Source organism: Glycomyces sp. NRRL B-16210 (genome assembly GCF_000719515.1).
Lineage (GTDB): Bacteria > Actinomycetota > Actinomycetes > Mycobacteriales > Micromonosporaceae > Glycomyces.
Window position 1 is genome coordinate 311,258 of record NZ_JOGR01000006.1, and the last position, 22,845, is coordinate 334,102.

At 72.6% G+C, this 22,845-nt stretch carries 22 protein-coding genes; 12 read left to right on the forward strand and 10 right to left on the reverse strand.

Annotated elements, in window-relative coordinates:
* Nucleotides 1–137 precede the first annotated feature (137 nt).
* Nucleotides 138–980 (forward strand): WecB/TagA/CpsF family glycosyltransferase, encoded by an 843-nt coding sequence (locus tag IF12_RS0110380; RefSeq protein ID WP_081913461.1) that lies wholly within the window; start codon nucleotides 138–140, stop codon nucleotides 978–980.
* Nucleotides 981–1,026: 46 nt separating this feature from the next.
* On the opposite strand, the gene IF12_RS0110385 is transcribed toward IF12_RS0110380, so the two are convergent.
* From IF12_RS0110385 to IF12_RS24020, 6 genes are read right to left on the reverse strand one after another with little or no spacing between them, the layout of a single operon-like run.
* Nucleotides 1,027–1,758: a hypothetical protein gene (locus tag IF12_RS0110385; protein WP_030157695.1), complete on the reverse strand. Its 732-nt coding sequence runs from the start codon at nucleotides 1,756–1,758 to the stop codon at nucleotides 1,027–1,029.
* A 25-nt stretch (nucleotides 1,759–1,783) separates the two neighbouring features.
* Complete coding sequence (locus IF12_RS0110390; protein WP_051704220.1) at nucleotides 1,784–3,244, reverse strand: polysaccharide biosynthesis C-terminal domain-containing protein; 1,461 nt, start codon at nucleotides 3,242–3,244, stop codon at nucleotides 1,784–1,786.
* Nucleotides 3,232–4,116, reverse strand: a complete 885-nt coding sequence (locus IF12_RS0110395; RefSeq protein WP_051704221.1) for a sulfotransferase — start codon at nucleotides 4,114–4,116, stop codon at nucleotides 3,232–3,234. The genes IF12_RS0110390 and IF12_RS0110395 overlap by 13 nt, the downstream gene beginning before the upstream one ends.
* Nucleotides 4,117–4,151: 35 nt before the next feature.
* Nucleotides 4,152–5,399, reverse strand: coding sequence for a hypothetical protein (locus IF12_RS0110400; RefSeq protein WP_051704222.1), 1,248 nt, complete (start codon nucleotides 5,397–5,399; stop codon nucleotides 4,152–4,154).
* A complete protein-coding gene (locus IF12_RS0110405; RefSeq protein ID WP_156036826.1) occupies nucleotides 5,396–6,844 on the reverse strand; it encodes a hypothetical protein in 1,449 nt (482 codons plus the stop codon). Before IF12_RS0110405 ends, IF12_RS0110400 begins: the two co-directional genes overlap by 4 nt.
* The gene (locus IF12_RS24020) at nucleotides 6,841–8,595 is read right to left on the reverse strand and encodes a Wzz/FepE/Etk N-terminal domain-containing protein (RefSeq protein ID WP_051704223.1); all 1,755 of its coding nucleotides are present in this window, start codon (nucleotides 8,593–8,595) and stop codon (nucleotides 6,841–6,843) included. The genes IF12_RS0110405 and IF12_RS24020 overlap by 4 nt, the downstream gene beginning before the upstream one ends.
* A 281-nt stretch (nucleotides 8,596–8,876) precedes the next feature.
* Between IF12_RS24020 and IF12_RS24025 the strand changes: the two genes are divergently transcribed.
* Nucleotides 8,877–10,838, forward strand: a complete 1,962-nt coding sequence (locus tag IF12_RS24025; protein WP_051704224.1) for a glycosyl hydrolase — start codon at nucleotides 8,877–8,879, stop codon at nucleotides 10,836–10,838.
* 2 nt (nucleotides 10,839–10,840) lie between these two features.
* On the opposite strand, the gene IF12_RS0110420 is transcribed toward IF12_RS24025, so the two are convergent.
* The 3 genes from IF12_RS0110420 to IF12_RS0110430 are packed head-to-tail and all read right to left on the reverse strand — an operon-like array spanning nucleotide 10,841 to nucleotide 12,208.
* On the reverse strand, nucleotides 10,841–11,419 hold the full coding sequence (locus IF12_RS0110420; protein ID WP_051704239.1) for a DNA-3-methyladenine glycosylase: 579 nt from the start codon (nucleotides 11,417–11,419) through the stop codon (nucleotides 10,841–10,843).
* Complete coding sequence (locus IF12_RS0110425; RefSeq protein ID WP_051704225.1) at nucleotides 11,416–11,964, reverse strand: DUF3515 family protein; 549 nt, start codon at nucleotides 11,962–11,964, stop codon at nucleotides 11,416–11,418. The genes IF12_RS0110420 and IF12_RS0110425 overlap by 4 nt, the downstream gene beginning before the upstream one ends.
* A gap of 10 nt (nucleotides 11,965–11,974) precedes the next feature.
* Nucleotides 11,975–12,208 (reverse strand): Lrp/AsnC ligand binding domain-containing protein, encoded by a 234-nt coding sequence (locus IF12_RS0110430; protein WP_030157712.1) that lies wholly within the window; start codon nucleotides 12,206–12,208, stop codon nucleotides 11,975–11,977.
* Between the two features lie 144 nt (nucleotides 12,209–12,352).
* Here IF12_RS0110430 and IF12_RS0110435 point away from each other — a divergent pair, with 144 nt between their 5' ends.
* A complete protein-coding gene (locus tag IF12_RS0110435) occupies nucleotides 12,353–13,306 on the forward strand; it encodes a thiamine-phosphate kinase (RefSeq protein ID WP_030157714.1) in 954 nt (317 codons plus the stop codon).
* Between the two features lie 313 nt (nucleotides 13,307–13,619).
* Here the strand turns inward: IF12_RS0110435 and rpmB are convergent, their stop codons facing one another.
* A complete protein-coding gene (gene rpmB / locus IF12_RS0110440) occupies nucleotides 13,620–13,811 on the reverse strand; it encodes a 50S ribosomal protein L28 (RefSeq protein ID WP_030157716.1) in 192 nt (63 codons plus the stop codon).
* A gap of 400 nt (nucleotides 13,812–14,211) precedes the next feature.
* Between rpmB and IF12_RS0110445 the strand changes: the two genes are divergently transcribed.
* From IF12_RS0110445 to rnc, 9 genes are all read left to right on the forward strand, one after another.
* Nucleotides 14,212–15,348: a hypothetical protein gene (locus IF12_RS0110445; protein ID WP_133884224.1), complete on the forward strand. Its 1,137-nt coding sequence runs from the start codon at nucleotides 14,212–14,214 to the stop codon at nucleotides 15,346–15,348.
* A gap of 116 nt (nucleotides 15,349–15,464) precedes the next feature.
* A complete protein-coding gene (locus tag IF12_RS0110450; RefSeq protein WP_133884225.1) occupies nucleotides 15,465–17,096 on the forward strand; it encodes a DAK2 domain-containing protein in 1,632 nt (543 codons plus the stop codon).
* Entirely contained in the window at nucleotides 17,093–19,339 is a 2,247-nt protein-coding gene (recG, locus tag IF12_RS0110455; protein WP_030157723.1) for an ATP-dependent DNA helicase RecG, read from the forward strand. The genes IF12_RS0110450 and recG overlap by 4 nt, the downstream gene beginning before the upstream one ends.
* Nucleotides 19,340–19,478: 139 nt before the next feature.
* Nucleotides 19,479–20,036 (forward strand): 16S rRNA (guanine(966)-N(2))-methyltransferase RsmD, encoded by a 558-nt coding sequence (gene rsmD, locus IF12_RS0110460; protein ID WP_030157725.1) that lies wholly within the window; start codon nucleotides 19,479–19,481, stop codon nucleotides 20,034–20,036.
* Nucleotides 20,033–20,521: a pantetheine-phosphate adenylyltransferase gene (coaD, locus tag IF12_RS0110465; RefSeq protein WP_030157727.1), complete on the forward strand. Its 489-nt coding sequence runs from the start codon at nucleotides 20,033–20,035 to the stop codon at nucleotides 20,519–20,521. The genes rsmD and coaD overlap by 4 nt, the downstream gene beginning before the upstream one ends.
* Nucleotides 20,522–20,619: 98 nt before the next feature.
* The gene (locus IF12_RS0110470; RefSeq protein ID WP_030157729.1) at nucleotides 20,620–21,129 is read left to right on the forward strand and encodes a hypothetical protein; all 510 of its coding nucleotides are present in this window, start codon (nucleotides 20,620–20,622) and stop codon (nucleotides 21,127–21,129) included.
* Nucleotides 21,130–21,268: 139 nt separating this feature from the next.
* Nucleotides 21,269–21,832, forward strand: coding sequence for a DUF177 domain-containing protein (locus IF12_RS0110475; protein WP_030157731.1), 564 nt, complete (start codon nucleotides 21,269–21,271; stop codon nucleotides 21,830–21,832).
* Nucleotides 21,833–21,859: 27 nt separating this feature from the next.
* Nucleotides 21,860–22,033, forward strand: a complete 174-nt coding sequence (rpmF, locus tag IF12_RS0110480) for a 50S ribosomal protein L32 (RefSeq protein WP_030157733.1) — start codon at nucleotides 21,860–21,862, stop codon at nucleotides 22,031–22,033.
* Nucleotides 22,034–22,045: 12 nt separating this feature from the next.
* Nucleotides 22,046–22,762, forward strand: coding sequence for a ribonuclease III (gene rnc, locus IF12_RS0110485; protein ID WP_030157736.1), 717 nt, complete (start codon nucleotides 22,046–22,048; stop codon nucleotides 22,760–22,762).
* Nucleotides 22,763–22,845 lie beyond the last annotated feature (83 nt).

Consider the following 22,845-nt stretch of genomic DNA (forward strand, 5'->3'; position numbering starts at 1 on the left):
CGCCCCTGGGGCGGCGCGGCCGTGCGGGAGGGGCGCTCGCCCCCGATGCCCCTATAACGACTCGGGGTGGGGTGGGGGACACGCCCTGCGCTGAAAATTCCCGGAAAAACGCCCGCCGACCTCTAGCGTCTGATGGCATGGAGCGCTTGGGTCCTTCGTGCGAGAGCCGCGCCGGCGGCGCGCCCTCCTCCCCGCCCTCACCGCACGCCGGACGGGTGCGCCTGGGCGGCATCGGCATCGACCCGGTCACCGAGCGGGGCGCGGTACGGCGGGTCGTCGAGGCGCTCGAATCCGGGCGCGGCGGCCTCATCGTCACCCCCAACGTCGACATCCTCGCCGCCGTCAGGCGCAGCGAGGAGCTGCGCGCGATCGTGCTGGACGCCGACCTCGTCGTCGCCGACGGCGCGCCCCTCGTGTGGGCCGCCAAGGCCGCCGGGACCCCCCTGCCCGAACGCGTCGCCGGCTCCGACCTGGTCTGGAGCCTCTCGGCGGCGGCCTCCGAACGCGGCCTGCGCGTCGCCCTGCTCGGCGGCACCCCCGACGGCGCCGCGCGGCCGACCGAGCGCGCCGCCGACGTCCTCGAAGCGCGCTACCCCGGACTCAAGGTCGTCGGCGCCTGGTGCCCGCCCATGGGCTTCGACCGCGACGAGTCGCAATGGCGCGCGCTCGTCGAACGCGTCGAGACCGCCGCCCCCGACCTCGTGTACGTCGGCCTCGGCTTCCCGAAGCAGGAGCGCGTCATGGCGCGCCTGCGCGCGGTCGCCCCGCGCGCCTGGTTCCTCGGCTGCGGCGCCAGCGTCGACTTCATCGCCGGATACCGCCGCCGCGCACCGAAGTGGATGCAGCGCACCGGCACCGAATGGCTGTTCCGGATGCTCTCCGAACCGCGCCGCCTCGCCCGCCGCTACCTCAGGGACGACGTGCCCGAGGCCGTCCGGCTCCTCGCCGAGGCCGCACGGCACCGCCGGGCGCGGCGATGACGCCCGAAAGGGAACGGCTCCCCGAAGCCGCCCCCGCCTTCACCCCTCAACGCCTCCGGGCAATGTAGACCACGTCGGTGGCCCACTTCGACATCGGCGAGGCCAGCGCCCCGTCGACCGCCTTCGAAAGCACACCCCACGGCCCGCGGTAGCAGCCCTGCGTGAACAGCGTGAACCCCTGCACGCCCACCAGGTCGAACCCGTGGCGCGCGAACAGGTCCCGCATCTCCTCGTGCGAGAGCTCCTGGAACCACGTGCTCGTGTCCAGGCGCCCGAAGGTCCGCCGCAGGTGCCGCAGCGAGGTCGCGTTGCCGTGGTTCTCCACCAGCAGCAGCCCGGCCTCGGCGTCCGGCAGCGCCATCGACGCGAAGTCCATGAGCTGGTCCCGCAGGTGCACGTCCACGTTGAGTACGAACCGGAACGCGGTCACCAGCGCCGGGCGGCCCGGGTCGGTCTCCGGCACCGCCAGGCCCGGCTCGACCAGGTGCGCGTGGCCGGGCGTGCCCAGCTCGCGGCCCTTGCGGAGCATCGCCTCCGAGGTGTCGTATCCGTGCGAGACCGCCACCAGGCCCGCGAGCATCCGCGAGACCCTCCCGGTGCCGCAGGCGAAGTCGTGATGCGTCGGCGGCCGCCCGAAGGCGTTCGGCACGAAACCGCGCAGCCAGCCGGCCTGGCGGTTGGAGACGATCGACGAGAACGTACCGGGCGCATACGTGCGCTCGGCGTACTTCTCTACCGCGGTCGGGTCCTGGAAGACCTCGGTGTAGTTGCTGGCCACGAAGTTCCCCTCAAAGTTCGGCGAGTCAGATTCCGGACCGGTAGCGCAGGAGCGCCACCGCCCACGCGAGGCCCGCGGCCGCGAGCGCGGCCGACGTCCACAGCGGGCCGAGCGGCACCGCCGTCAGCGGCAGGACCCCGAACACGAGGCCGGCCGCGAGCAGCGCCCGCCTCGTCAACGCCCCGAACGGGTGCAGGCCGAACGTGCGCCACAATTGCGCGAGTGGAACCAAATTATTGACCAGAACGGCCGCCGACCACGCGATCGCCGCGCCGACGACACCCATAGTGGGGATCAACGCGAGGTTCAACCCCACGTTGACCACGAGTGAAATCGAGACGTCGATCAACTGCCACGAGGTCTTCCCCGCCATCGACAGCATCGAGTCGACCACGCCGCACGCGGCGCTGAACATCATGGCGGGCACCAGGATCCACACCACCGTGCGCGCCTCGGCCGTGGCGTACTCGCCGCCGAACAACCGCAGGTACCAATCCGCGAGCAGCCCCACGCCGATGTACACCGGCCACGTCAGCGCCACGATCCACGCCGTCGACTCCTGGTAGAGCGCCCGCGCCGAGGCCGGCTGGCCCGCCGCCATCGCCGCCGCCGCGCGCGGCTGCACCGACTGCCCCACCGCGCCCGAGGCCATCTGCCCCACGATCACGAACCGCGTCGCCACCGTGTACACCGCCGCCGGACCGAGCCCGGCCAGCGCCGCGACCATGATGATGTCGAGCCGCTGGAGACCGAGCTGGGCGACCCCCGCGACCGCCCGCGGCGCGGTGAACCCCCAGAACGCCCGGGCCGAGACCCGGTCCGGGAAACCCGTCTCCGGCGGCGACGCGCGGTGCCTGCGCAGCAGGTACCAGCCCGCGGCCACCGCCGCCGGCAGGTACGGCAGCACCCACGCGAACGTGATGAGCATCGCCGAAGCGTCGCCCAGCAGCGCGATCGCCCCGAGCCCGACGAGCTGCGCGACCGTGCGCCCCAGCTTGTCGATGACCACCGAGGGGCCCATGATCCGGTACCCGCGCGTGGCCGCCAGCAGCGCCTCCATCGCGACCGAGGCCGGCAGGAACAACGCGATGAGCTGCACCAGGTCCGGACGCGCGAACATCGGCGCCGCCACCAGCAGCGCCAGCGCCGCGACCAGGGACGCCACACCCGCGGGCCACAGCCCCAGCCGCAGGACCGACCCGACCGCCGCGTCCCGGCCGCCGTGGTGCAGCCGTGCCACCCAGTACACCAGCCCCGTCGGCGTCCCGAGCCGCGCGATCGCCGCCGCCAGCAGGAACACCGAGGTCGCCGCGAAGAACGCCCCCGCCTCCGCCGGCGACAGCGCCACCGCGGCCAGCCACGTGACCGCCAGGCCCCCGATCCCCGACACCGCCGCGCCGAGGAGGTTCGCCAGGCCCCCGCGGGCGGTCCCGCGCAGCTCCTCGCGTTCCTCGGCGACCGCGGCCGGCGCGGTCAGCGACGCCAACTCGGCACGCTCCCGAGCCAGTCCGCGAGCCGCTCGTCGTGCGTCTGGTAATGGTCGGTCAGCAGCGCCCGCAGCGAGTCCGACATCGGCGAGGGGCGCCCCCGCGCGTTGTGCCGCGCGAACGCGAACTCCCCGATCCACGGCAGCCCCAGGAACCTCAGGACCCGCTCGAACGCGTCCTCGGGCCGCGTGAAGAACTCCCCGGAGTCGAGCACCAGCACCCGGTCGCGCCCCACGTGCGCCGCGAGCGGCTCCAGGTAGTCCGCGTACTGCCCGCGGGCGGTGTACGCGTGGTGCTGGTGGTCGAAGCTGTACAGCTCCGGGTCGGCCCGGAGCCGCTCCTCGACCCCGTCGAGCCGCTCGGCCTCGGCCTCCACGGCCGCCTCGAAGTCCGCGATCGGCTCGAACCCGCGTGCGACCTCGTGCGCGTGGTGCGACCAGGCCCGCTCGACCGGATCGCGGACCAGCACGATCACCTTGACCCCCGGCAGGTCCCGCGCGAAGCGCTCGGCGGCCAGCGGGTGGTACAGGTAGTACGGGCTCGACTCGAACCCGACCGGCGCGAGCCCGGTGTGCTCGGCGATGCGCCGCGCGCCCGCCCGCGTCGGGAAGTGCCCGCGGTACCACGCCGGGCCGCGTCCGTAGTTCGTGTCGAAGTAGTGCACGCCCTTGTGGAACACCGGTTTCAGGATCGCCGGGTGCTGCGCCAGGGCCCGGTACAGGGACGTGGTGCCGCAGCGCTGGCCGCCGCAGATCAGCAGGCCCGGAAGGATCCGGGACGCGGCCGTCATGCGTCCGAACGTGCGCGACGAGTGGCCGACGGCGGCCTTGAGCTGACTGGGGATGCGCTCCCGCAGGGTTCGCTGGCTCAACTGTTGCTCCTCAACCGATTCTCAACCGCTTCGTCTCAGTGCCTGCCGTCGGTGGTGCGCTGGCGCGCGATGTGGCGCAGCAGGGTCGGCAGCAGCCAGCGTCCGAGCGCCCCGAGCGCGGCGCCGGCCCGTTCGGCCTGGTCGCCCATGTAGCGGGCGGCGAGGTCCACGAGGTACAGCAGCGCGGTGGGCTCGGCCTCGGAGGGCGCGACGCCCATGGGGGCGAGCACGGACGGGGCGTCGGCGACGAGTCCGAGGACGGCGGTGGTCGGGTCGTCCCCTCTGGTGACGATGTCGTCCTGGAGCCGGTGGTGGGCGGCGTCGAAGCCGTAGGGCACGCCGGTCTCGAAGCGTTCGAGGTCCCACAGGTAGATGACCTCGGCGGTCTCGCGGGTGTTCCACGGGGACCAGTCGCCGTGCCAGGCGCCGAAGCGCAGCTCGGTGGCCCCGTATCGGTCCAGGAGCGTCGACCCGGCGCTCAGGAGCGTGTCGGCGTCGGGTTCGGCGCGTTCGGCGAGGGCCTTGAGCCGGGCGCGCAGCCGCGCGGCGTAGTCGGATTCGCCCAGCGGGGAGCGGTTCGAGCCGCAGGCCCCGGCGAGTTCGCGCATCGCCGCGAGTCGGCGGGCGGGGCCGATGTCGGCGGGCGCGGTCCACGCCGGGAGCGCGGAGGCGACCATGAGGTTGTTGCCGTTCCACTCGCCCGCGTGCAGGAGCTTCGGGACGCGCAGCAGCCGCAGGTCGCACATCTCGCTCAGGCGCCGGGTCGCGGCGGTCTCGGCGTCCACGAGCTCGCGGGTGAGCGGGTTGACCCCGAGTTTGGCGAACGCCACGGTGTTCGCGTCCCCGTCGAGGATCTGGAGCACCGGTTTCCGGTTCGCCCTCGCGGGTCCGATGTGGATGCTCAGGTGCACTTCGTGGCCGAGCACGGAGGCCAGGTGGTCGTCGATGCCCTCGGCCCCGCCCACGGTGACGCGGTGCGGCAGCAGCAGCCGGTCGAGCCCGAGCCGCAGCGCCAGCACCGCGGCGTCGCGCTTGAGGCGCGCGCCGCGCGCGGCGGGCCTGGCGTAGCGCGTGAGGGCGGCCGCGGCGACCTTGCGGTCGGCGGCGGGGATGAGCACGCGCGGTTTGCGCCGCCCGGGCACCACGATGTACGGCCGGGCCGCCGCCTCGCGCTTCGACGCCGGCGCCCGCAGGCCGCCGCCCGGGTACAACTGCTCGACCACCTCGGCGAGGTAGGTCGCGCGCCTGCGCAGGTCGTCGGTGGTCTTGAGGGCTCGGCTCATCGGTTCTCCGTCTCTGTGCCGGTTGGAAGATCGGTTCGCGGATCAATGGCGGCCCGGGGTTCGGCGCCGCGCCGGGGCAGGGGCGCCCCGGCCTCGGGCGTCCGGTTGGCGGCGAGGAGCACATAGGAGAGGAGCGTGAGCAGGAGCGGCGTGACGAGGGCGTTGTAGTAGAACATCGACAGCAGCGAGAGGCCGACGACGGCGCTCCCGGCGATCCCGACCGGGCTGTGGTCGGAGCGGAAGCGCCACAGGACCGCCAGGGCGAATCCGAGGTAGGTCGCCGTCCCGGCGATGCCGTGGGCGAACAGCAGCTGCCACAGCTGCCCGTTCCCGCCGAGGGTCCTCCCGCCGCAGCGGGGGCATTCGGGGGTCGGCCCGACGGCGATCGAGTCGCCCGAGCCGAGGGTCTTCCTGGTGGAGCCGAAGCCGAGCACCGGCGAGTGCTCGACGACCAGTTCGGTGGCTCGCTCGGACGAGAACGCCCGGCCCTGGTCGGAGTGGCCGTTGTCCATGCGGGCCTGGACGACGGTGCCCAGCGGCGTGAGGACCACCAGCAGCACGACCGCGCAGCCGGCCCCGCCGAGCGCGAGCATCCCGGCCGGACGGCCGGAGACGAGCAGCCGCAGCGCCGCGAAGACGGCGATGGCCGCGAGCCCCAGCCACAGGCCGCGGTTCATCGAGTACACCGCCGGGACCAGAGCGACCGCGAGCAGCACGGCCGCGCCGACGCGCCACTTCGCCTTGACCGGGAAGCAGAACGCGGCCACGACCAGCCACACCGCGGTGATCGCGAAGTTGTTGCCCCACGTGTTCGTGTAGCCCCAGGGCGCGGCCGGTCGCGGCGTCTCGTACCCGAGGAAGTCCATGGTCTGCGCGGCGGCCGGATGCACCAGCGACTGCACGAAGCCGTCCCTGGCGACCGCGTCGGGCAGCATGGCCTCCACCGGCGAGGTGTACTCGAAGTGCCCGGCGAAGGTCCCGAGGAGCCCGCCGAGGACCGTGACGACGAACAGCCACGCGAGCAGCCGCACGAGCCGCTCGCGGCGCAGCACCCCTTCGAGCACGAGGTTGTAGGCCCACAGGGCGATGAGCGTGCAGCAGCAGTAGAACCCGAGCCGGTAGGTCGCGCCCGGCAGGTTGCCCAGCCACGTTCCGGCGACCGTCCCCGGCGGGTCGACCCCGAGGTTCGCGAGGCTCAGGACGACGGCGAGGAGGAACAGCATCCACCAGCCGAATGCGGGCGGCACCGCGATGGAGCGCCTGCGCACGAGCTTGACGGCCGCGACGGCGGCCACGAACGGGATCGCCAGGACCCCGAGTCCGAGCGCCCACCACAGCGGATATGCCGCGAGCAGCCACGTCAGCGACGCGCCCTCGCGCGATCCGGCCTCCTCGGGGCCGCCTCGCCGCACCCCGGCCGATCGCGCGGCCGCGATGAGCGTCATCGTGGTTCGGCAGTCTGCGTCGTCCCGAGCGGCGCCTTGAAGGCCGCGGTCTCAAGCGACGCCGCGTCAAGTGACGCCGCCTCGATCGGTCCCGTCTCGAGCGGCCCTGTCTCGACCACCGGCAGCACCTGCGTCGCCGCGCGCATCCCCGCCGGGTCGTCCTCCACGGCCTCCAGGGCGTCCGTGGGCGTCTCGTCGGCCGAGACGGTCCCCGAGGTGATCTCGCGGCGGGCGGTCGGCGGCGAAGGCACGACGTTCATCGGCCCCAGCGCGCTCGGCAGCAGCACCGCGCCGAGCAGGGGCGTGTCGATCTGGCGCATCGAGACGGCCGCGGCGGCGGTCTCGGCGATCGCGTCGCGCCGGGACTGCACGGCGAGGATGACCGCGTCGGCGTGCCCGGCGAGCAGTTGCGCGTCGGCCGAACACGACAGCGGCGGGGCGTCGACCACGACGAACCGACCGGCCTCGGCGAGCTTCGCGAACGTCTCGGCGGCGGCCTCGCTGGTCGGGCCGGTGGCGCGCGCGGCGGCGCCCGGGCCGATGACCGACAGGCTCGGCTGGCGCGGGGCGGCCTGGGTGGTCTCGGCCAGATCGACGCGCCCGGACCACACGTCGGCCAGTCCCGGGACCGGCTCGGTGCCGAACAGCTCCGGCAGCCCCACCGTGGTGCTCGGGTTCGCCGCGACGGCCGTGACGCGGTCCCCGGCGCGGGCCATGGCGGTGGCGAGGTTGGCGGCGACGACGCTCGCGGCCGGGCCGGGGGCGACCCCGGCGACGACGATGACGCGCCGCCCGTCGGTCAGCTGCGAGGCGACGATGTTCCGCAACTGCGAGAACACCCGCCCGCCGGGGCTGTAGGCCCCGAAGACCTCGCGGCGCTGGAACTTCACGGACGGGGGCACGGAGGTGAGCACGTCGAGCTCGCACCGCTCGACCAGGTCGGTCGGGTAGGCCACCTTGCGCGCGAGCCGGTGGCGCGCCCACGCGAGCATGAGCCCCAGCGGCAGGCCCAGGCCGAGGGCCGCGGCCAGGTTGAACATCGCGTTCGGGCTGATCGGCGACTGGGGCACGGAGGCCTGGTTGATGACCCGGCCGGGCGAGACGGCGCTCTTCTCGGCCTCCAGGGCCGCGATCTCGGCCTCGATCTCGCCGGCCTGCCGGCGCAGTCCATCCAGAGTGGACTCCAGTGCGGCGCGCCCGCCCGCCTCCGGGTCCATCCGCGACAGTTCGCTTTCGGCCGCGTCGATGTCGCCTCGGACCGATTCGAGGCCGACCGCGGAGGCGGCGATCGCGTTCTCCAGCGAGGCGGTCGCGCCCGCGAGGCGGTGGGCGAGGTAGGCCTCGCTGAAGGCCACGGCCCCGGCCCGGGCCGACTCGGGGTCGTTCGCCTGGAAGCCGATCTCCAGCACCGCCGTGTTGGGCGGCACGGTGACCGACACCCGCGAGACCAGCTCGGCGGGGAAGTCGGCGCTAAGGGCCTCCGCGGCGGCCTCGGCCACCTCGGTGGACTTGACCAATTGCGCCTCGGTGTCCAGATTGACCTGTCCCGCGGTGCGGGCCCCCGTCACGGCGGTGTCGCCCGCGGTCGGCAGCACCAGCACCGAGGCGGTCGACTCGAATACCTGCTCGCTCATCGCGGTGTAGGCGAATCCGGCGGCCAGCGCCACGGCCACCGTTCCGATGACGAGCCACCAGGATCGGCGGACGATGACGCCGTAGTCGGCGAGCGTGCGGGCGGCAGGGGTCCTCAACGCGAAGGCCTTTCTAGTGCTCTGGATCTCGAAGAGCTAACGAGTCACGCCACGGAAAGGTGACGGCCGCGCCGCGCGCGGCGACCTCGCGTTCCGAGTCGGGGGTTGCGTTTGCGCGAGCCGACCAGTAGAAAGCAATTTGTTCGCTAATATCATGCTTCGCGCCATTTGAGACTGCATCACGTACAACCGCGTCACATGAGACGGCGGCGCGCATGTCGGTGGGGGACTAGGGCGGCGTCACAACCGGCGGCGTCATGGTAGACGGAAGAAGGTGGACGATGGGCGAGCCGGAGCTACAGCGACGACTGCCGCTGCGGACGGGACGCGGGATCGTGACCCTCCTGGCGGTCCTCCCGCTGGTCCTCACGGGGTTCGTGATCGGGTACGGCGTCGGGTCGGGCGACCGTGAGGGCACCGAGGTCGAGCGGGTCTGGGAGGGCGGCGACGGCATCGTCGACCACCGGCCGCTGGCGGCCTCGTTCGTCGCCACCGCCGTGGACGACCCGGCCCCAGACGCGCCCGCGGTCCTGCCGGTCGGCAACTCCGAGGACCTCGGGATCGCCGTGGCGCACCTCCAGTTCTCCCTCGACGAGTCCACGGTGCTGCCCGACCACACCGCCGAGCTGCGCCTTCCGGTCGCCGTGCCGCCCGACAGCGAGGGCATGATCGTCGAGGTCGCCTCCGTGCACCCGGTCGACTGCCTGTGCTCGCTGACGGCCGCGACCGCGCCGCCGTACGGCACCGTCTGGGACGTGGTCGAGATCGACGCCGCGACCGAGGAGATCGTCTTCGACGTGACCGGCGCGATCGACGCGCCGGGCCGCTACGGCTTCGCCGTGACCACGCCCGACCGCAACGCCTATTTCGAACTCGAAGGCGTCGACGGCGGGATCGGCCCGGCCTTGCGGACCGTCTCGGTCCCGGTGCCGCCGACCGGGCCCGAGCCGCCGACCGCGCCGGCCCCGCACCCGAGCGACCGCCCCACCGACGCGCCGCCGGGCGACCCGGGCCCGAGCGGCGACCCGTCCGAGACGCCCTCCGAGGACCCGACCTCGTACCCGTCGGGCGTTCCCGCAGACGACCCGTCCGAGGACCCGATTTCCGACCCGCCCGCCGATCCCACGACCGATCCCGCCGTCGACCCGACCGAGGCCCCGGTCTCGGGACCGCCGACCGGCCCGGCGGACGCGCCGGCGGAGGACCCGGACACCGTCCCGGGCCTGCCGGTCGCCGACCCGACGCTGCCGCTGCCCGCCACCGAGGCCGGCCAGGCCGAGGACCGCCTGGGGACCTGCGTGACCGAGGACAAGCTCGTGCCCACCTGCGGCGCGCTCGTCGGGGTGGCCCCGGCCGGGCACACCTCGCGGCCCAAGGAGCAGGCGCTCCTCGAGTTCGAGGAGCGCGTGGAGCACACGCAGCAGATCTACCACGCCTACGAGCGCGCGGACCGGCGGCTGTTCCCGACCGAGGAGCAGATCGCGCTCACCGAGGACCCCGAGCGCCCGCGGACCCTGTTCATCAACTGGAAGCCGCAGATGGCCACCTGGGGCGAGATCGCCGCGGGCGATCCGGAGATCGACGTGTTCCTCGACCGGCTCGCCGAGCACATGGTCGCGAACTTCGACAAGCCGTTCTTCTTCACCGTGCACCACGAACCGGAGAACGACGTGATCCAGGAGGAGGGCTCGGGCATGGAGGCCGCCGACTACGCGGCGATGTTCCGCTACGTCGTCGAGCGCCTCCGCGACGCCGGGGTGGACAACCTCGTGACCGTCATGAACTACATGGGCTACCTCAAGTGGGTGCAGATGCCCTGGCACGACCAGCTGTACCCGGGCGCCGACGTGGTCGACTGGATCGGCCTGTCCGGTTACGGCCAGTCCCTCCACGACGACGGGCACTCCGACTTCGGCGAGATCGTGGACCAGACCAAGGGCGAGATCGCCTGGCCCGGCTTCTACCACTGGATCGCCACCGAGCACCCGGACAAACCGATGATGCTCGCCGAGTGGGGCGTGTTCTACGAGGCGCAGTACCCCGGCCACCAGGCCGCGGTGTTCCAGGCCGCCCGGTACCAGATGGCGCACTACCCGAGGCTCAAGGCGATCGTCTACTTCGAGACGCCCAAGGACTCGAACGGCGGGCGCGACTCCGAGGTCCACAAGGACGAGTCCACGCTCAAGGCCTTCCGCGAACTCATGCAGTCGCCGTACTTCGACGTCCGGCTCCAGCTCGAATAGCCTCAGACGACGGGCGGGGCCTTCGGGTGGCGCTTGTACGGCGACACGAACCGGTCGCCTTCGAGCCAGAACCGCCAGGCGGTGTCCGCGGCCTTCGTGATCCCGGTCCGCGGACCCGCCAGCACGACGCCGCGCGCGCCCGGGCGCACCGCGCCGACCATGTCGCGCCCGTCGTCGGACCGGTCCCAGCCCATCGCCTGCGCCAGCCGCGCCGGACCCCTCGCGAGGTCGCGCGCCGCCCGATCCCCGCGGCGCTCCCGCGCCCGCGCCTCGCCCGCCACGACCTCCCCGGCGCGCAGCAGCACCGCCGCACCCGCCCCGGGCGCGCCGCAGACGAGGTTCGCGCAGTAGTGCATCCCGTAGGTGAAGTAGACGTACAGGAAACCCGCCGGACCGAACATGACCGCCGTGCGCTTGGTCGGGCCGCGGAAGGAATGCGAGGCCGGGTCGTCCTCGCGGTAGGCCTCGACCTCCGTCAAGCGGACCGTGACCCCGTTCGCGGTCACCGTGCATCCCAGCAGCTCAGGGGCCACGACCACCGGGTCCCGCGCGAAGAACGAGCGGTCCAGCGCCTCGCTCACGCGCACCCGGTCGGCGCGTCCGGCGACACCGGGACCTTCTCGGCGATGACCGTCGACAGCTCGTTGAGCACGTCCACCGGCTGCTCGACCTCCGCGGGCACGCTCACGCCCACCGGCACCTGCCGGTCGAGCGTGACCCAGTCCCGGCCCTCCGCGTCGGAGAACCAGCACACGCCGTTGAGCTTGAAGACCGCCTCGGTGTCCTCCACCGCGACCGGAGCGACCCCGCAGGTCGCCACGACCGGCGGATCACCGTAGGCCAGCACCGATTCGGCCGCGCCCTCGCCGCCCTCGACCGGGCGGGCCTCCAGGCCCCCCGCCGTGTGCGGGGCGGTCGCCGTGAGCGCCAGGCACACCACCGCGTCCTCGCCCGACAGCTCCGCGGGCGCCACCGTCACCGGCGACAGGTCCCCCTGCACCAGGTCCGACTCGTCGGCCGCCGGCGCGATCGCGTTGAACACGAGGAACCCCGCCACGACCGCCACCGGCACCGCGACGACGGTCGCGACGACCGCCGGAAGCCGCGACTTTCCCCCAGAGCCCACCGGGCGCTCCTCAGATCTTGAGAATCGAACAGGTCAGCGTGCGCGTAATGCCCGCCACCCGCTGGACTCTACCCACCACCGCCGTGCCCAGCAGATCGACGGAGGCGGCCTCGGTGAGCACCACCACGTCGTACGGGCCGGTGACGGTGTCGACCCGGACCACGCCCTCGATCTCGGACACGGCCTTCGCGACCTGATCGGCCCTGCCGACCTCGGTCTGGACCAGCATGTACGCCTGCACCATGACAGGCCTCCTCAACAGAACGGGCATTCACGGGACCGGAGGCCGTCACCCGACACGGGCGGGCCTGACCGCTTCCCGATCGCCGTTGAGCGAAGATTACCGAGTGATCCACCGACGTTCAACTGCCCGAGGACTGATCCGACCGTGAGCGAGACCGTCGCCGAGGTCGGCGAGTTCCGCCTCATCGAGCGCTTCACCCGCCATTTCACGACCACGCCCGCCGTCGTGCTCGGCCCCGGCGACGACGCCGCGGTCGTCACCGCCCCCGACGGGCGGGTCGTCGCCTGCACCGACATGCTCGTCGAAGGCCGCCACTTCCGCCTCGACTGGTGCTCGGCGGCCGACGTCGGCCACAAGGCCGCCGCCGCCAACCTCGCCGACCTCGCCGCCATGGGCGCCCGGCCCACCGCGCTGCTCGTCGCCGTCGCCGTCCCGCAGGACACGCCCGCCGAATGGCTCGAAGGGCTCGCCTCCGGACTCGCCACCGAGGCCGCCGCCGTCGGCGCGGCCGTCATCGGCGGCGACACCACCCGAGGCGACCAGCTCACCGTCACCGTCACCGCCCTGGGCGACCTCGAAGGCCGCGAACCGGTCACCCGCGCCGGCGCCCGCCCCGGCGACGTGCTCGCCATCGCCGGCAGGACCGGCTGGGCCGCCGCCGGGCTCAACATCCTCTCGCGCGGCTTCCGCTCCCCGGGCGCGCTCGTGGGCGCCTACCGCAGGCCGCAGCCGCCGTACGCGGCCGGACGCGACGCCGCGCTCATGGGCGCCGGAGCGATGATCGACGTCTCCGACGGGCTCCTGGCCGATCTCGGCCACATCGCGGCGGCCTCGGGCGTGGCGATCGACGTCGACGCCGCGGCCCTGCCGGTCCCCGAACCGATGCGCAACGCCGCCGAAGCCCTCGGCTCGGACGCCCGCCGCTGGATCCTGACCGGCGGCGAGGACCACGCGCTGGCGGCGACGTTCCCGGCAGAGGTGATCCTGCCGGAGGGCTGGCGCCGGATAGGGGCGGTGGAGGAAGGAACAGGGGTGACCGTGGACGGCCGCCGCTGGAAAGGCCAGACAGGCTGGGACCACTTCATAGAACCGCAATAACGCGGCCGAGCGCGTTCGGAACCCGAGACGGAAGACGGGGCGGTCGCGCGCGAGTGGCAGCGGGGGAGCGGCCGCGAGTTCATTCGAAGCGGCGCGGAGGGGCGGACGGCCGGAGCCGGTGGCTTCTCCCGCCCTGGGTGGGAAGGCCCTAGCCTGTCCGCAAATATCCCGCCTGGGTACGACAATTCCGGGGGCTCCGAGCCAGAAGTATGGCCGCAATCACATCTGTTCGTTTCAGGCGGTGCATTCCGGGCACGACAAAGCGCCGCCGGGGTTCGCATCCCGGCGGCGTAAGTCTTCGCGGCGTCAGCCCTTAGCGGGTGACCTTGCCGGCCTTGATGCACGAAGTGCAGACCTTGGCGCGGCGCTTGTTGTCACCGGAGCCAGTCGCGATGCGGATGGTCTGCAGGTTCGGGTTCCAACGACGGCGGGTCTTCTTGTGGGACCACGGGACGTTGTTGCCGAAGCCCGGGCGCTTGGCGCAGACTTCACACACGCTCGACATAATCCATAACTCCTGCATTGACGCTCAATCGGCCCACCCGGACGGCGGGCAACCCGGCAATTCTAACGGACCCCGCCGACCCCCGGCCATCCAGGTGGCGGGACCTGCGCCACAGCGCCGCCCCGGTCCGTGCCCGGCCCGGCCGCCCCCACCGCGGATCCGGGCCACCCGCTCCCGCCCCCTGCCGGATTCCCTAGAGGCGATGCGCGTGCGCCGCAAGCGGACCCGGGACCGGATCGCACCGTTCTGTCGGTCCTCCCAGGACGCTCCGTGACGGCTCTGTACTGTGGCGGCTGCCGCCGGCGGCTACGGTCGGTGACTCTAGGATGAGCGGCAATCCCGTAGGCTGGCCGCATACAAGTGATGTGCCGATGCCCATACCTTCTTTGGTGAGTCGAACATGAGCAACACCCCGCAGCAGCCTGCCGACGGCTGGCAGCCCTCGCAGCAACAGCCTCCGGTGTACCGACCCCAGGAGCAGCCTCCCGCCGAGGAGCCTCCGCCGTGGTCGCCGGAGAGCCAGCGCATGTCTCCGACGAGCCAGCAGGTCCCGGTCGAAGACGACGGGACCGTCAAGTACGTCGGCGGCCCCGGCGCGCCCTCGTCGCCGCAGTACGGACCGCCTCCCGGCGTCCCGGTCTCCCCGTTCGACACCCCCGCCCAGCCCCAGCACCCGGGCATGCCCGCCTCCGATCCGTTCGGCGGCGGCGGTGGCATGCCCGTCTCGGGGATGCCGGTCTCCGGCATGCCCCCGGTCTCCTCGATCCCGGCCTCGGGGATGCCCGTCTCCAGCCCGCACGGCCAGCCGCCCTACGGCCAGCAGCCGCCTTACGGCGGCGGGCAGTTCGGCCCCCAAGGCGGCCAGCTCGTCCCCGTCTCCGGCGGCGGCGCGCAGCCCTGGGGCGCCCCCGACGCGATCCAGCGCAAGAAGAAGAGCGGCAAGGGCCCGATGTGGCTCCTGCTCGTGGGCATCGTCGTCATCGCCGCGGCCCTCGGCGTCGGCGGCTTCGTCCTCTTCAACGGCAACGACGACAAGCCGACCGACGAGCGGACCGGCACGATCGAACAGCCCGAAGTCGAGGTCCTCCCTCCGGCCGACACGCTCTTCGCGAACGAGGCCTCCGGCCTGAGCGTGCTCTCGACCGCCGACTGGGCCGAGAACACCGACCTTCCGGCGGCCTTCGCCGACGCCACCGGTATCGCCGCCGAAGACGGCGCGGCCTTCGCCTACTTCGGGCTGCTCGACGTCGCCCAACTCGGCACCGAGGACGGCGCCGGCCTGGGCGACGTCAACGCGGCGCTCGGCGCGAAGATCGCCGAGCACCTCGGCGGCGAGGTCTCCGGCGACCCCGCCACCTCCTCCTACCGGGTGGACGCGCGAGCGGCCGAGTTCGGGACCTTCCCCGTCGGCGACCAGACCGTGTTCACGGCCGTCATCGACACCCCGGACGGCGTCGTCGGCTTCGCCGGCATCGCCGGCGCCGACCAGACCGGCGCGGTCGACGCGATGCGCTCCACCCTGTCCTTCGGTCCCTGACCGACCGAGTCGAACCGTCGGCCCGCACGCGTCACCGCGTGCGGGCCGACGCCGTTTCCTCAGGTCCGAGCCCGCGCGCTACCGCCGGCCGCGGCGGAGGCGTATCCTCATGGCCCGTGGTGGAAATCCCTGAGACCGGACGCCAGGCCCTCGACGCCGACATCATGCGCGAGTGGGCCGGGCGCGGCATCGACACGTTGACCCGCCACCGGCGCGGCGTCGACGAGCTCAACGTGTTCCCCGTCGCCGACTCCGACACCGCGACGAACATGCTCGCGACCCTCCAGGCCGCCTTCCAAGGCGCCACCCCCGGGCTCGGGCTCCAAGCGCTCCTCGACGAGGCCGCCGGCCGCGCCCTGCTCTCGGCGCGCGGCAACTCCGGGGTGATCCTCGCCCAGATGCTCCGCGGCCTCGCCGACGCCTGGAACCGCGACGCGATCGGCGCCAAGGGCTTCGCGGCCGGCCTGCGTTCCGCCACCGACGCCGCCACGGCCGCCGTGGCCGTCCCGACCGCCGGCACGATCCTCACCGTCGCCGAATCCGCCGCCTCCGCCGCCGGCAAGGCCGCCCCGTTCGGGCTCGTCTCCGCCGCCCGCGCCGCCGCCGAAGCCGCCGCCGAAGCGGTCGCCGCCACCCCCGGCCAACTGCCCGCGCTCGCCCGCGCCGGCGTGGTCGACGCCGGGGGCCTCGCGCTCACCCTCCTCCTGGAGGCACTCGTCGAGACCCTCACCGGCTCGGTCTCCACCGGCGCGCTCGACCTCCTCGAACGCCACCGCGTCCGCGCCGTCGAACAGGTCGAGGAGGTCCCGCGCGAGACCGGCTCCGAGGTCTTCGCCTACGAGGTCCAGTACCTCCTCGAATCGAACGCCACGGCCGCCGCCGACCTGCGCCAGCGCCTCACCGACCTCGGCGACTCCGTGGTCATCATCGGCTCCCGCGCCGCCGCCGACGTCACCACCTTCAACGTCCACGTGCACGTCAACGACATCGGCGCGGCCATCGAGGCCGGCATCGAACGCGGCCGCGTCCACCGCATCTCGGTGACCCGCTTCGACGACTCCGCCTTGCAGCACCCCGCCGCCCACCACGCGCCCGTCCCGCTCGCCGCCCCGACCGCCGCCGAGGACCCGCACCGGGCCGTCCTCGTCGTCACCGCCGCCGCCGGCGTCCGTGAGTTCCTCGAACGCGACGGCCGCCTCACCGCCGACGCCGCCGGCCTCCCCGACGCCCTCGCCACCCTGCGAGCCGCGGGCGGCCCCGGCGCCGTCGTGCTCACCGACACCGCTGACGCGGCCCGCGCCGCCCGCGAGGCCGCCCGGCAGGCCCAGGCCACTCACGGCGACGACCACCGCGTCACCGTGGTCCCCACCGGCTCGGTCGTGCAGAGCATCGCCGCGCTGGCCGTCCACGATCCCGACCGGGACTTCGACGCCGACGTCGCCGCCATGACCGAGGCCGCCGCCGCGTGCCGCTCCGGCGAGGTCCGCGACGAGCCCGAGGGCTTCGCGGCCGTCGACGGCGTCGCCGACCGCGGGATCTTCGACTCCGCGTCCGAAGCCGCCCGCCACCTGGTCGACCGCCTCTGCGCGAGCGGCGCGGAACTGCTCACCGTCCTGCCCGGCGCCGGGTCGGACCCCGAAACTGTCACAGCCTTGAGCGATCATGTCCAGCAGGCGTGGCCGCTGGTGGAGGTCCAGCGGCTGCCCGCCGGAGACGACGAACCGCTGCTGCTGATCGGAGCCGAATGACCACCGGGTTGCACACCCCGCTGAGCGAGGTCCTGGGCAAGAAGACCGCGAAGGCGCTCGGCGAGGGCCTCGGCCTCGACACCGCCGGCGACCTGCTCGGCCACTACCCGTTCCGCTACGCCCAGCGCGGCGAGCGCACCGACCTCGGCGCGCTCCGCATCGGCGAGGACGTCACCGTCGCCGCCCAGGTCCGCGCCGCCGTCGTGAAGAAGTTCGAGCCCAAGCCCGCCAAGGCCCGCAGGCCCGGCCCCGCCAAGCGCGAGCGCACCCGCGAACTGCTCGAGGTCATCGTCGCCGACGAGTCCGGGCGCACGCTCACGCTCACTTATTTCAACCAGACCTGGCGCACCAAGGACCTCGTCGCCGGACGCTGGGGCCTGTTCGCCGGCAAGGTCGCCCAGTTCCGAGGCCGCCTCCAGCTCAACTCGCCGCAGTACCAGCTCCTGCCCGAGGACGCCGCCGACCCCTCCGGCGCCATCGAGGAGTTCGCCGGGTCCCTCATCCCCGTCTACCACGCCACCGCCGAGATCCCGACCTGGAACATCGCCAAAGCCGTCCGCACCGTGCTCGACCTCGTGCCCAGGCCGCCCGACCCGTTCCCCGGCGACCTGCGCCAGCGCCTCGACCTGGTCGACTACGGCACGGCGCTGCGCCAGATCCACCGGCCCGACTCGCACGCCTCCCTCGGCACGGCCAAGAAACGCCTCAAATGGCAGGAGGCGCTGGTCCTTCAGGCCGTCCTCGTGCGCCGCAAGGCCGAGACCGCCGCCGAAGCCGCGACTCCGTATCCGACCGGCGGCGCGATCCTGGACGCCTTCGACGCCCGACTGCCGTTCGACCTCACCGCCGGGCAGCGCGAGGTCGGCGCCGAGATCGCCGCCGAACTCGCCCGGGCCCACCCCATGCACCGCCTCCTCCAAGGCGACGTGGGCTCCGGCAAGACCCTCGTCGCCCTCCGCGCCATGCTCCAGGTCGTCGCCCACGGCGGCCAGGCCGCGCTCCTGGCCCCCACCGAGGTCCTCGCCGCCCAGCACCACCGGTCGATCACCGAGATGCTCGGCGACCTCGCCCGCGGCGAGGACGACCTCCTCGCCGAACTCGCGAACTCCTCCGGGAAGGGCACCCCCGACGAGGTCACCCGCGTCGCCCTCCTCACCGGCTCGGCCACCGCCGCGCAGCGGCGCACCGTCCTCGAAGAGGTCAGGACCGGCGCCGCCGGGATCGTCATCGGCACCCACGCCCTCCTCTACGACGGCGTCGAGTTCGCCGACCTCGGCCTCGTCGTCGTCGACGAGCAGCACCGCTTCGGCGTCGAGCAGCGCGACGCCCTGCGCGCCAAGGCCCAGCGGCCTCCGCACACCCTCGTCATGACCGCCACCCCGATCCCGCGCACGGTCGCCATGACCGTCTACGGCGACCTGGAGACCAGCCGCCTCACCGAACTGCCCGCCGGGCGCGTCCCCATCGCCACCCACGTCGTGCCCTACACCGACCAGCGCTGGATGCGGCGGACCTGGGACCGCATCCGCGAAGAGGTCGCCGCCGGACGCCAGGCCTACGTCGTGTGCCCGCGCGTCGGCGGCGAGGACCAGAAGCCCGGAGGCGAGGACACCGGGGCCGACGCCGACAAGCGCCCGCCGCTCGCCGTCACCGACGTGATCGGGCAACTGCGCGAGGGCCCCCTCCACGGCCTGCGCCTGGGCCTGCTCCACGGCCGCCTCGACGCCGACGAGAAGGACCGCGCCATGCGCGCCTACGCCGCCGGCGACATCGACGTCCTCGTCGCCACCACCGTCATCGAGGTCGGCGTCAACGTCCCCAACGCCACCGCGATGGTCGTCCTCGACGCCGAGCGCTTCGGCATTTCCCAGCTCCACCAGCTCCGCGGCCGCGTCGGCCGCGGCGACCACGCCGGGCTCTGCCTGCTCGTCTCCGAAGTCCCCGAAGGCAGCACCTCCCGTGAGCGGCTCGACGCGGTCGCCTCCACCACCGACGGGTTCGCCCTGGCCGAGCTCGACCTGGAGCAGCGCCGCGAAGGCGACGTGCTCGGCGCGGCCCAGTCCGGGGTCAAATCGCACGTCAAACTGCTGTCGCTGCTCAAAGACGCCGACATCATCGCCGACGCGAGGTCCGCTGCCGCGGGTCTCATCGAGGCCGACCCGGACCTCAAGGGCGAACCGGCGTTCGCCGCCCTCGTCCACGACCTCGCCGCCGATCGCGGCGAATACCTCGAAAAAGGCTGACCGCCCGCGACGGCCGCACCGTTGCGCCGCGCAAACCGGGACCGACCGGGTCAGAAACCCGCCTCGGCGCCACCGGCGCCGTCCCCGCCCGCGCCGAGCGTGTTCGACCCCGGCGAGCGCGGATTACAGTAGTGCTCTAATGACTAGGATCATCGCCGGCAGCCTCAAGGGCCGCCGCCTCGCCACGCCCTCGGGGGACCGCACCCGACCGACCTCCGACCGCGTCCGCGAGGCCCTGTTCAACTCGCTCGCCCCCGGCGGCGACCTCGACGGCCTGCGCTTCGCCGACCTCTACGCCGGCTCCGGCGCGGTCGGCATCGAGGCGCTCTCGCGCGGCGCCGCGGCGGCCCTGTTCGTCGAGTCCCACGCCCAGACCGCGAAGCTCCTGCGCCGCAACCTCGCCGACCTGGGCGTCACTGGCGCCGAGGTGGTCTGCGCTCCGGTCGAGAAGGCCCTCCAGCACGCCCCGGCCGAACCCTTCGACATCGTCTTCGCCGACCCGCCCTACGCGGTCACCGACACCGAAGTCGCCGCCGTGATCGAAGCGCTCGTCGAACACAAGTGGCTCGCCCCGGACGCCGACGTGGTGGTCGAGCGCGGCGGCAAGGACGCCTCCGTCCCATGGCCGCCCCAGGTCGCAGAAGACCGCATCCGCCGCTACGGCACCACCGCACTTTGCTACGGTCACGCCCTGTGAAACCTGAAGCCCGAATCGCCGCCTGCTCCGGGTCATTCGATCCGGTGACGTACGGTCATCTCGACATCTTCGGACGCGCCGCCCAGTTGTACGATGAAGTCTGGGTCGCGGTCTTCCACAACGCCTCCAAGAACGCGCTCTTCAGCGTCGAGGAACGGGTGGAGCTCCTCAGGGAGACCACCGCGGACATGCCGAACGTACGAGTGGCGTCCTTCCAAGGCCTGGTGGTCGACTTCTGCCAGAACCACGGCGCCGGAGTCCTCGTCAGAGGCGTCCGCGCGGCCTCTGACTTCGACTACGAACTACAGATGGCCCAGATGAACTACGGGCTGGCGGGAATCGAGACGGTGTTCATCCCGACCAACCCCCTCTACTCCTTCCTGTCGTCCTCGATGGTCAAGGACGTGGCGAAATGGGGCGGCGACATCACGCCCCACGTGCCGCAGATCGTCCAATCCCGGCTGATCGAGCGATTGCGGGATTGAATTCCGGCCCGAACGGACCGTCTCGCGCCGGATTAACCACGTTTTCCACCCTCATCCGGGACAATGTCCCAATGAATGACATCGACGGGAGCAAATCGGTGGGTGCGCTCGACCGTATAGAAGAGATCATCGCCTACGTGGAGCAGGCCAAGGCCGTGCCCATGTCCCGCGCCTGCAAAGTCGACCGGGCCGAGATGATCGCCATGCTGGAGGAACTCCAGAGCGACCTCCCCGGCGACCTGCGCCGCGCCGAGGCGATGCTCCAGGAACGCGACAAGATCATCGACGCCGGCGAACGCGAGGCCGAGCGGATCATCACCGAAGGCGAGGCCGAGCACGCGCGCCTGGTCTCGCGCCACGAGATCACCGTCTCGGCCGAGCACGAGGGCAACCGCATCATCGCCGAGGCCCGCGGCGAGGCCCAGCGTCTGCGCGACGAGGTCGACGAGTACGTCGACACCACGCTCGCCAACTTCGAGCAGTTCCTGCACCGCGCCCTCTCCGGGGTCGAGCGCGGCCGCGACAAGATGCACACCCTGCGCGAGATCGGCAGCTTCACGCCGCAGCAGGAGCAGTTCGAAGAGGAGAAACCGCTGCCGCAGATCTGAGGCGCGTCGCCGAACTCACACCGTTCGGCGGCGTCCTCACCGCGGCCACCTGCGTTTCGAGCGCCCTCGACCTTGATGTAGCATTACCGGTCGGCCTCGATCGAGGCGCATCTCCCTGACGAAGGACCGCAGTACACCCATGACGACCGCACACGACCGCGCTCCGCTGGTGTTCGACACCACGGAGCTGGGACGCACCTCGGGCACGACGATGCACGTCGCGCGCGAGATCGCCGCTCCCGAGGCGTACGGCGTCGCGGTGTACGGCGTCCCCTCCTCAGCACCGATCGACCTCGACGTCCGCTTCACCGCGGTCAGCGAGGGCGTCCTCGCCGACGGCGAGGTCGAGGCGGTCGCCGAAGGCGAGTGTGCGAGGTGCCTCGCACCGGTGCGGGACACTCTCAGGGTCCACGTGCAGGAGCTGTACGCTTACGAAGGCTCCGTCACCGATGCGACCACCGATGCCGACGAGATCTTGCGGCTCGATGGGGACCTGCTCGATCTGGAGCCCGCGGTACGGGACGCGCTGGTGCTGGCAATGCCGGTCACCCCGCTGTGCCGGCCCGACTGCCCGGGACTGTGCGCCGAATGCGGTGTTCCCTGGGACGATCTGCCCGACGACCACGGTCACGAGACCGTGGACCCCCGTTGGGCGGGTCTGGAGAAGCTTCGGCTCGCCGACACCGACGGCGAACCGAAATAGCACAGCGTATAGGTATGGAGTTCTGAAGTGGCTGTTCCGAAGCGTCGTACGTCGCGTAGCAACACCCGGCACCGTCGGTCGCAGTGGAAGGCTGCGCCGATCCAGCTCGTCGAGTGCCCGCAGTGCCACGCCAAGAAGCGCGGCCACCAGGTCTGCGAGGTCTGCGGCACGTACAAGGGCCGCCAGGTCCTCGAGGCCTAAGCCCTCTCGCGCATGGGCGACAAGGCGGTATTGCATTTCGAAGCGGTGTTCGGGGTCCGAGATTTCGACCCCGAACTGCTGCGTCTCGCCCTGACCCACCGGTCCTACGCCTACGAGCACGGCGGCCTGCCCACCAACGAGCGCCTGGAGTTCCTCGGGGACTCCGTGCTCAGCCTGGTGGTCACGACCGCGCTCTACCAGGAGCACCCCGACCTGCCCGAAGGGCAGCTCGCGCGCCTGCGGGCGTCGGTGGTGAACATGAAGGCGCTGGCCGGGGTGGCGCGCCGCATGGGCGCGGACGGGATCGGCCCGCATCTCCTGCTCGGCAAGGGCGAGGAGAGCTCAGGGGGCCGGGGCAAGAACTCGATCCTCGCGGACGCGGTGGAGGCGCTGCTCGGCGCGGTCTACCTCCAGTACGGGGTGGAGATCGCCAAGCGGGTGGTCCACCAGTTCTTCGATCCGCTCATGGAGGCCGCCGCGGGGCAGGGCGCGGCGCTCGACTGGAAGACCAGTCTCCAGGAGCTGACGGCCGATGCCGGTCTCGGTGTGCCCGAGTACCGGATCAGCGAGTCGGGCCCGGACCACGCCAAGGAGTTCACGGCCTGGGCGGTCGTGGCCGGCGAGGAGTTCGGTGAGGGCACCGGAGGCTCGAAGAAGGACGCCGAGCAGATAGCGGCCAAGCTCGCCTGGCAGGTCCTGTCAGAACGCCTGGGCGTCAAACAGCGATGAGACTTCCGCGAGGGGCGGCACCGGAACTCCGGTGCCGCCCCTCGCGCGTACTAGAGCCTCGAAGTAGCCCACGTGCTCCGGGC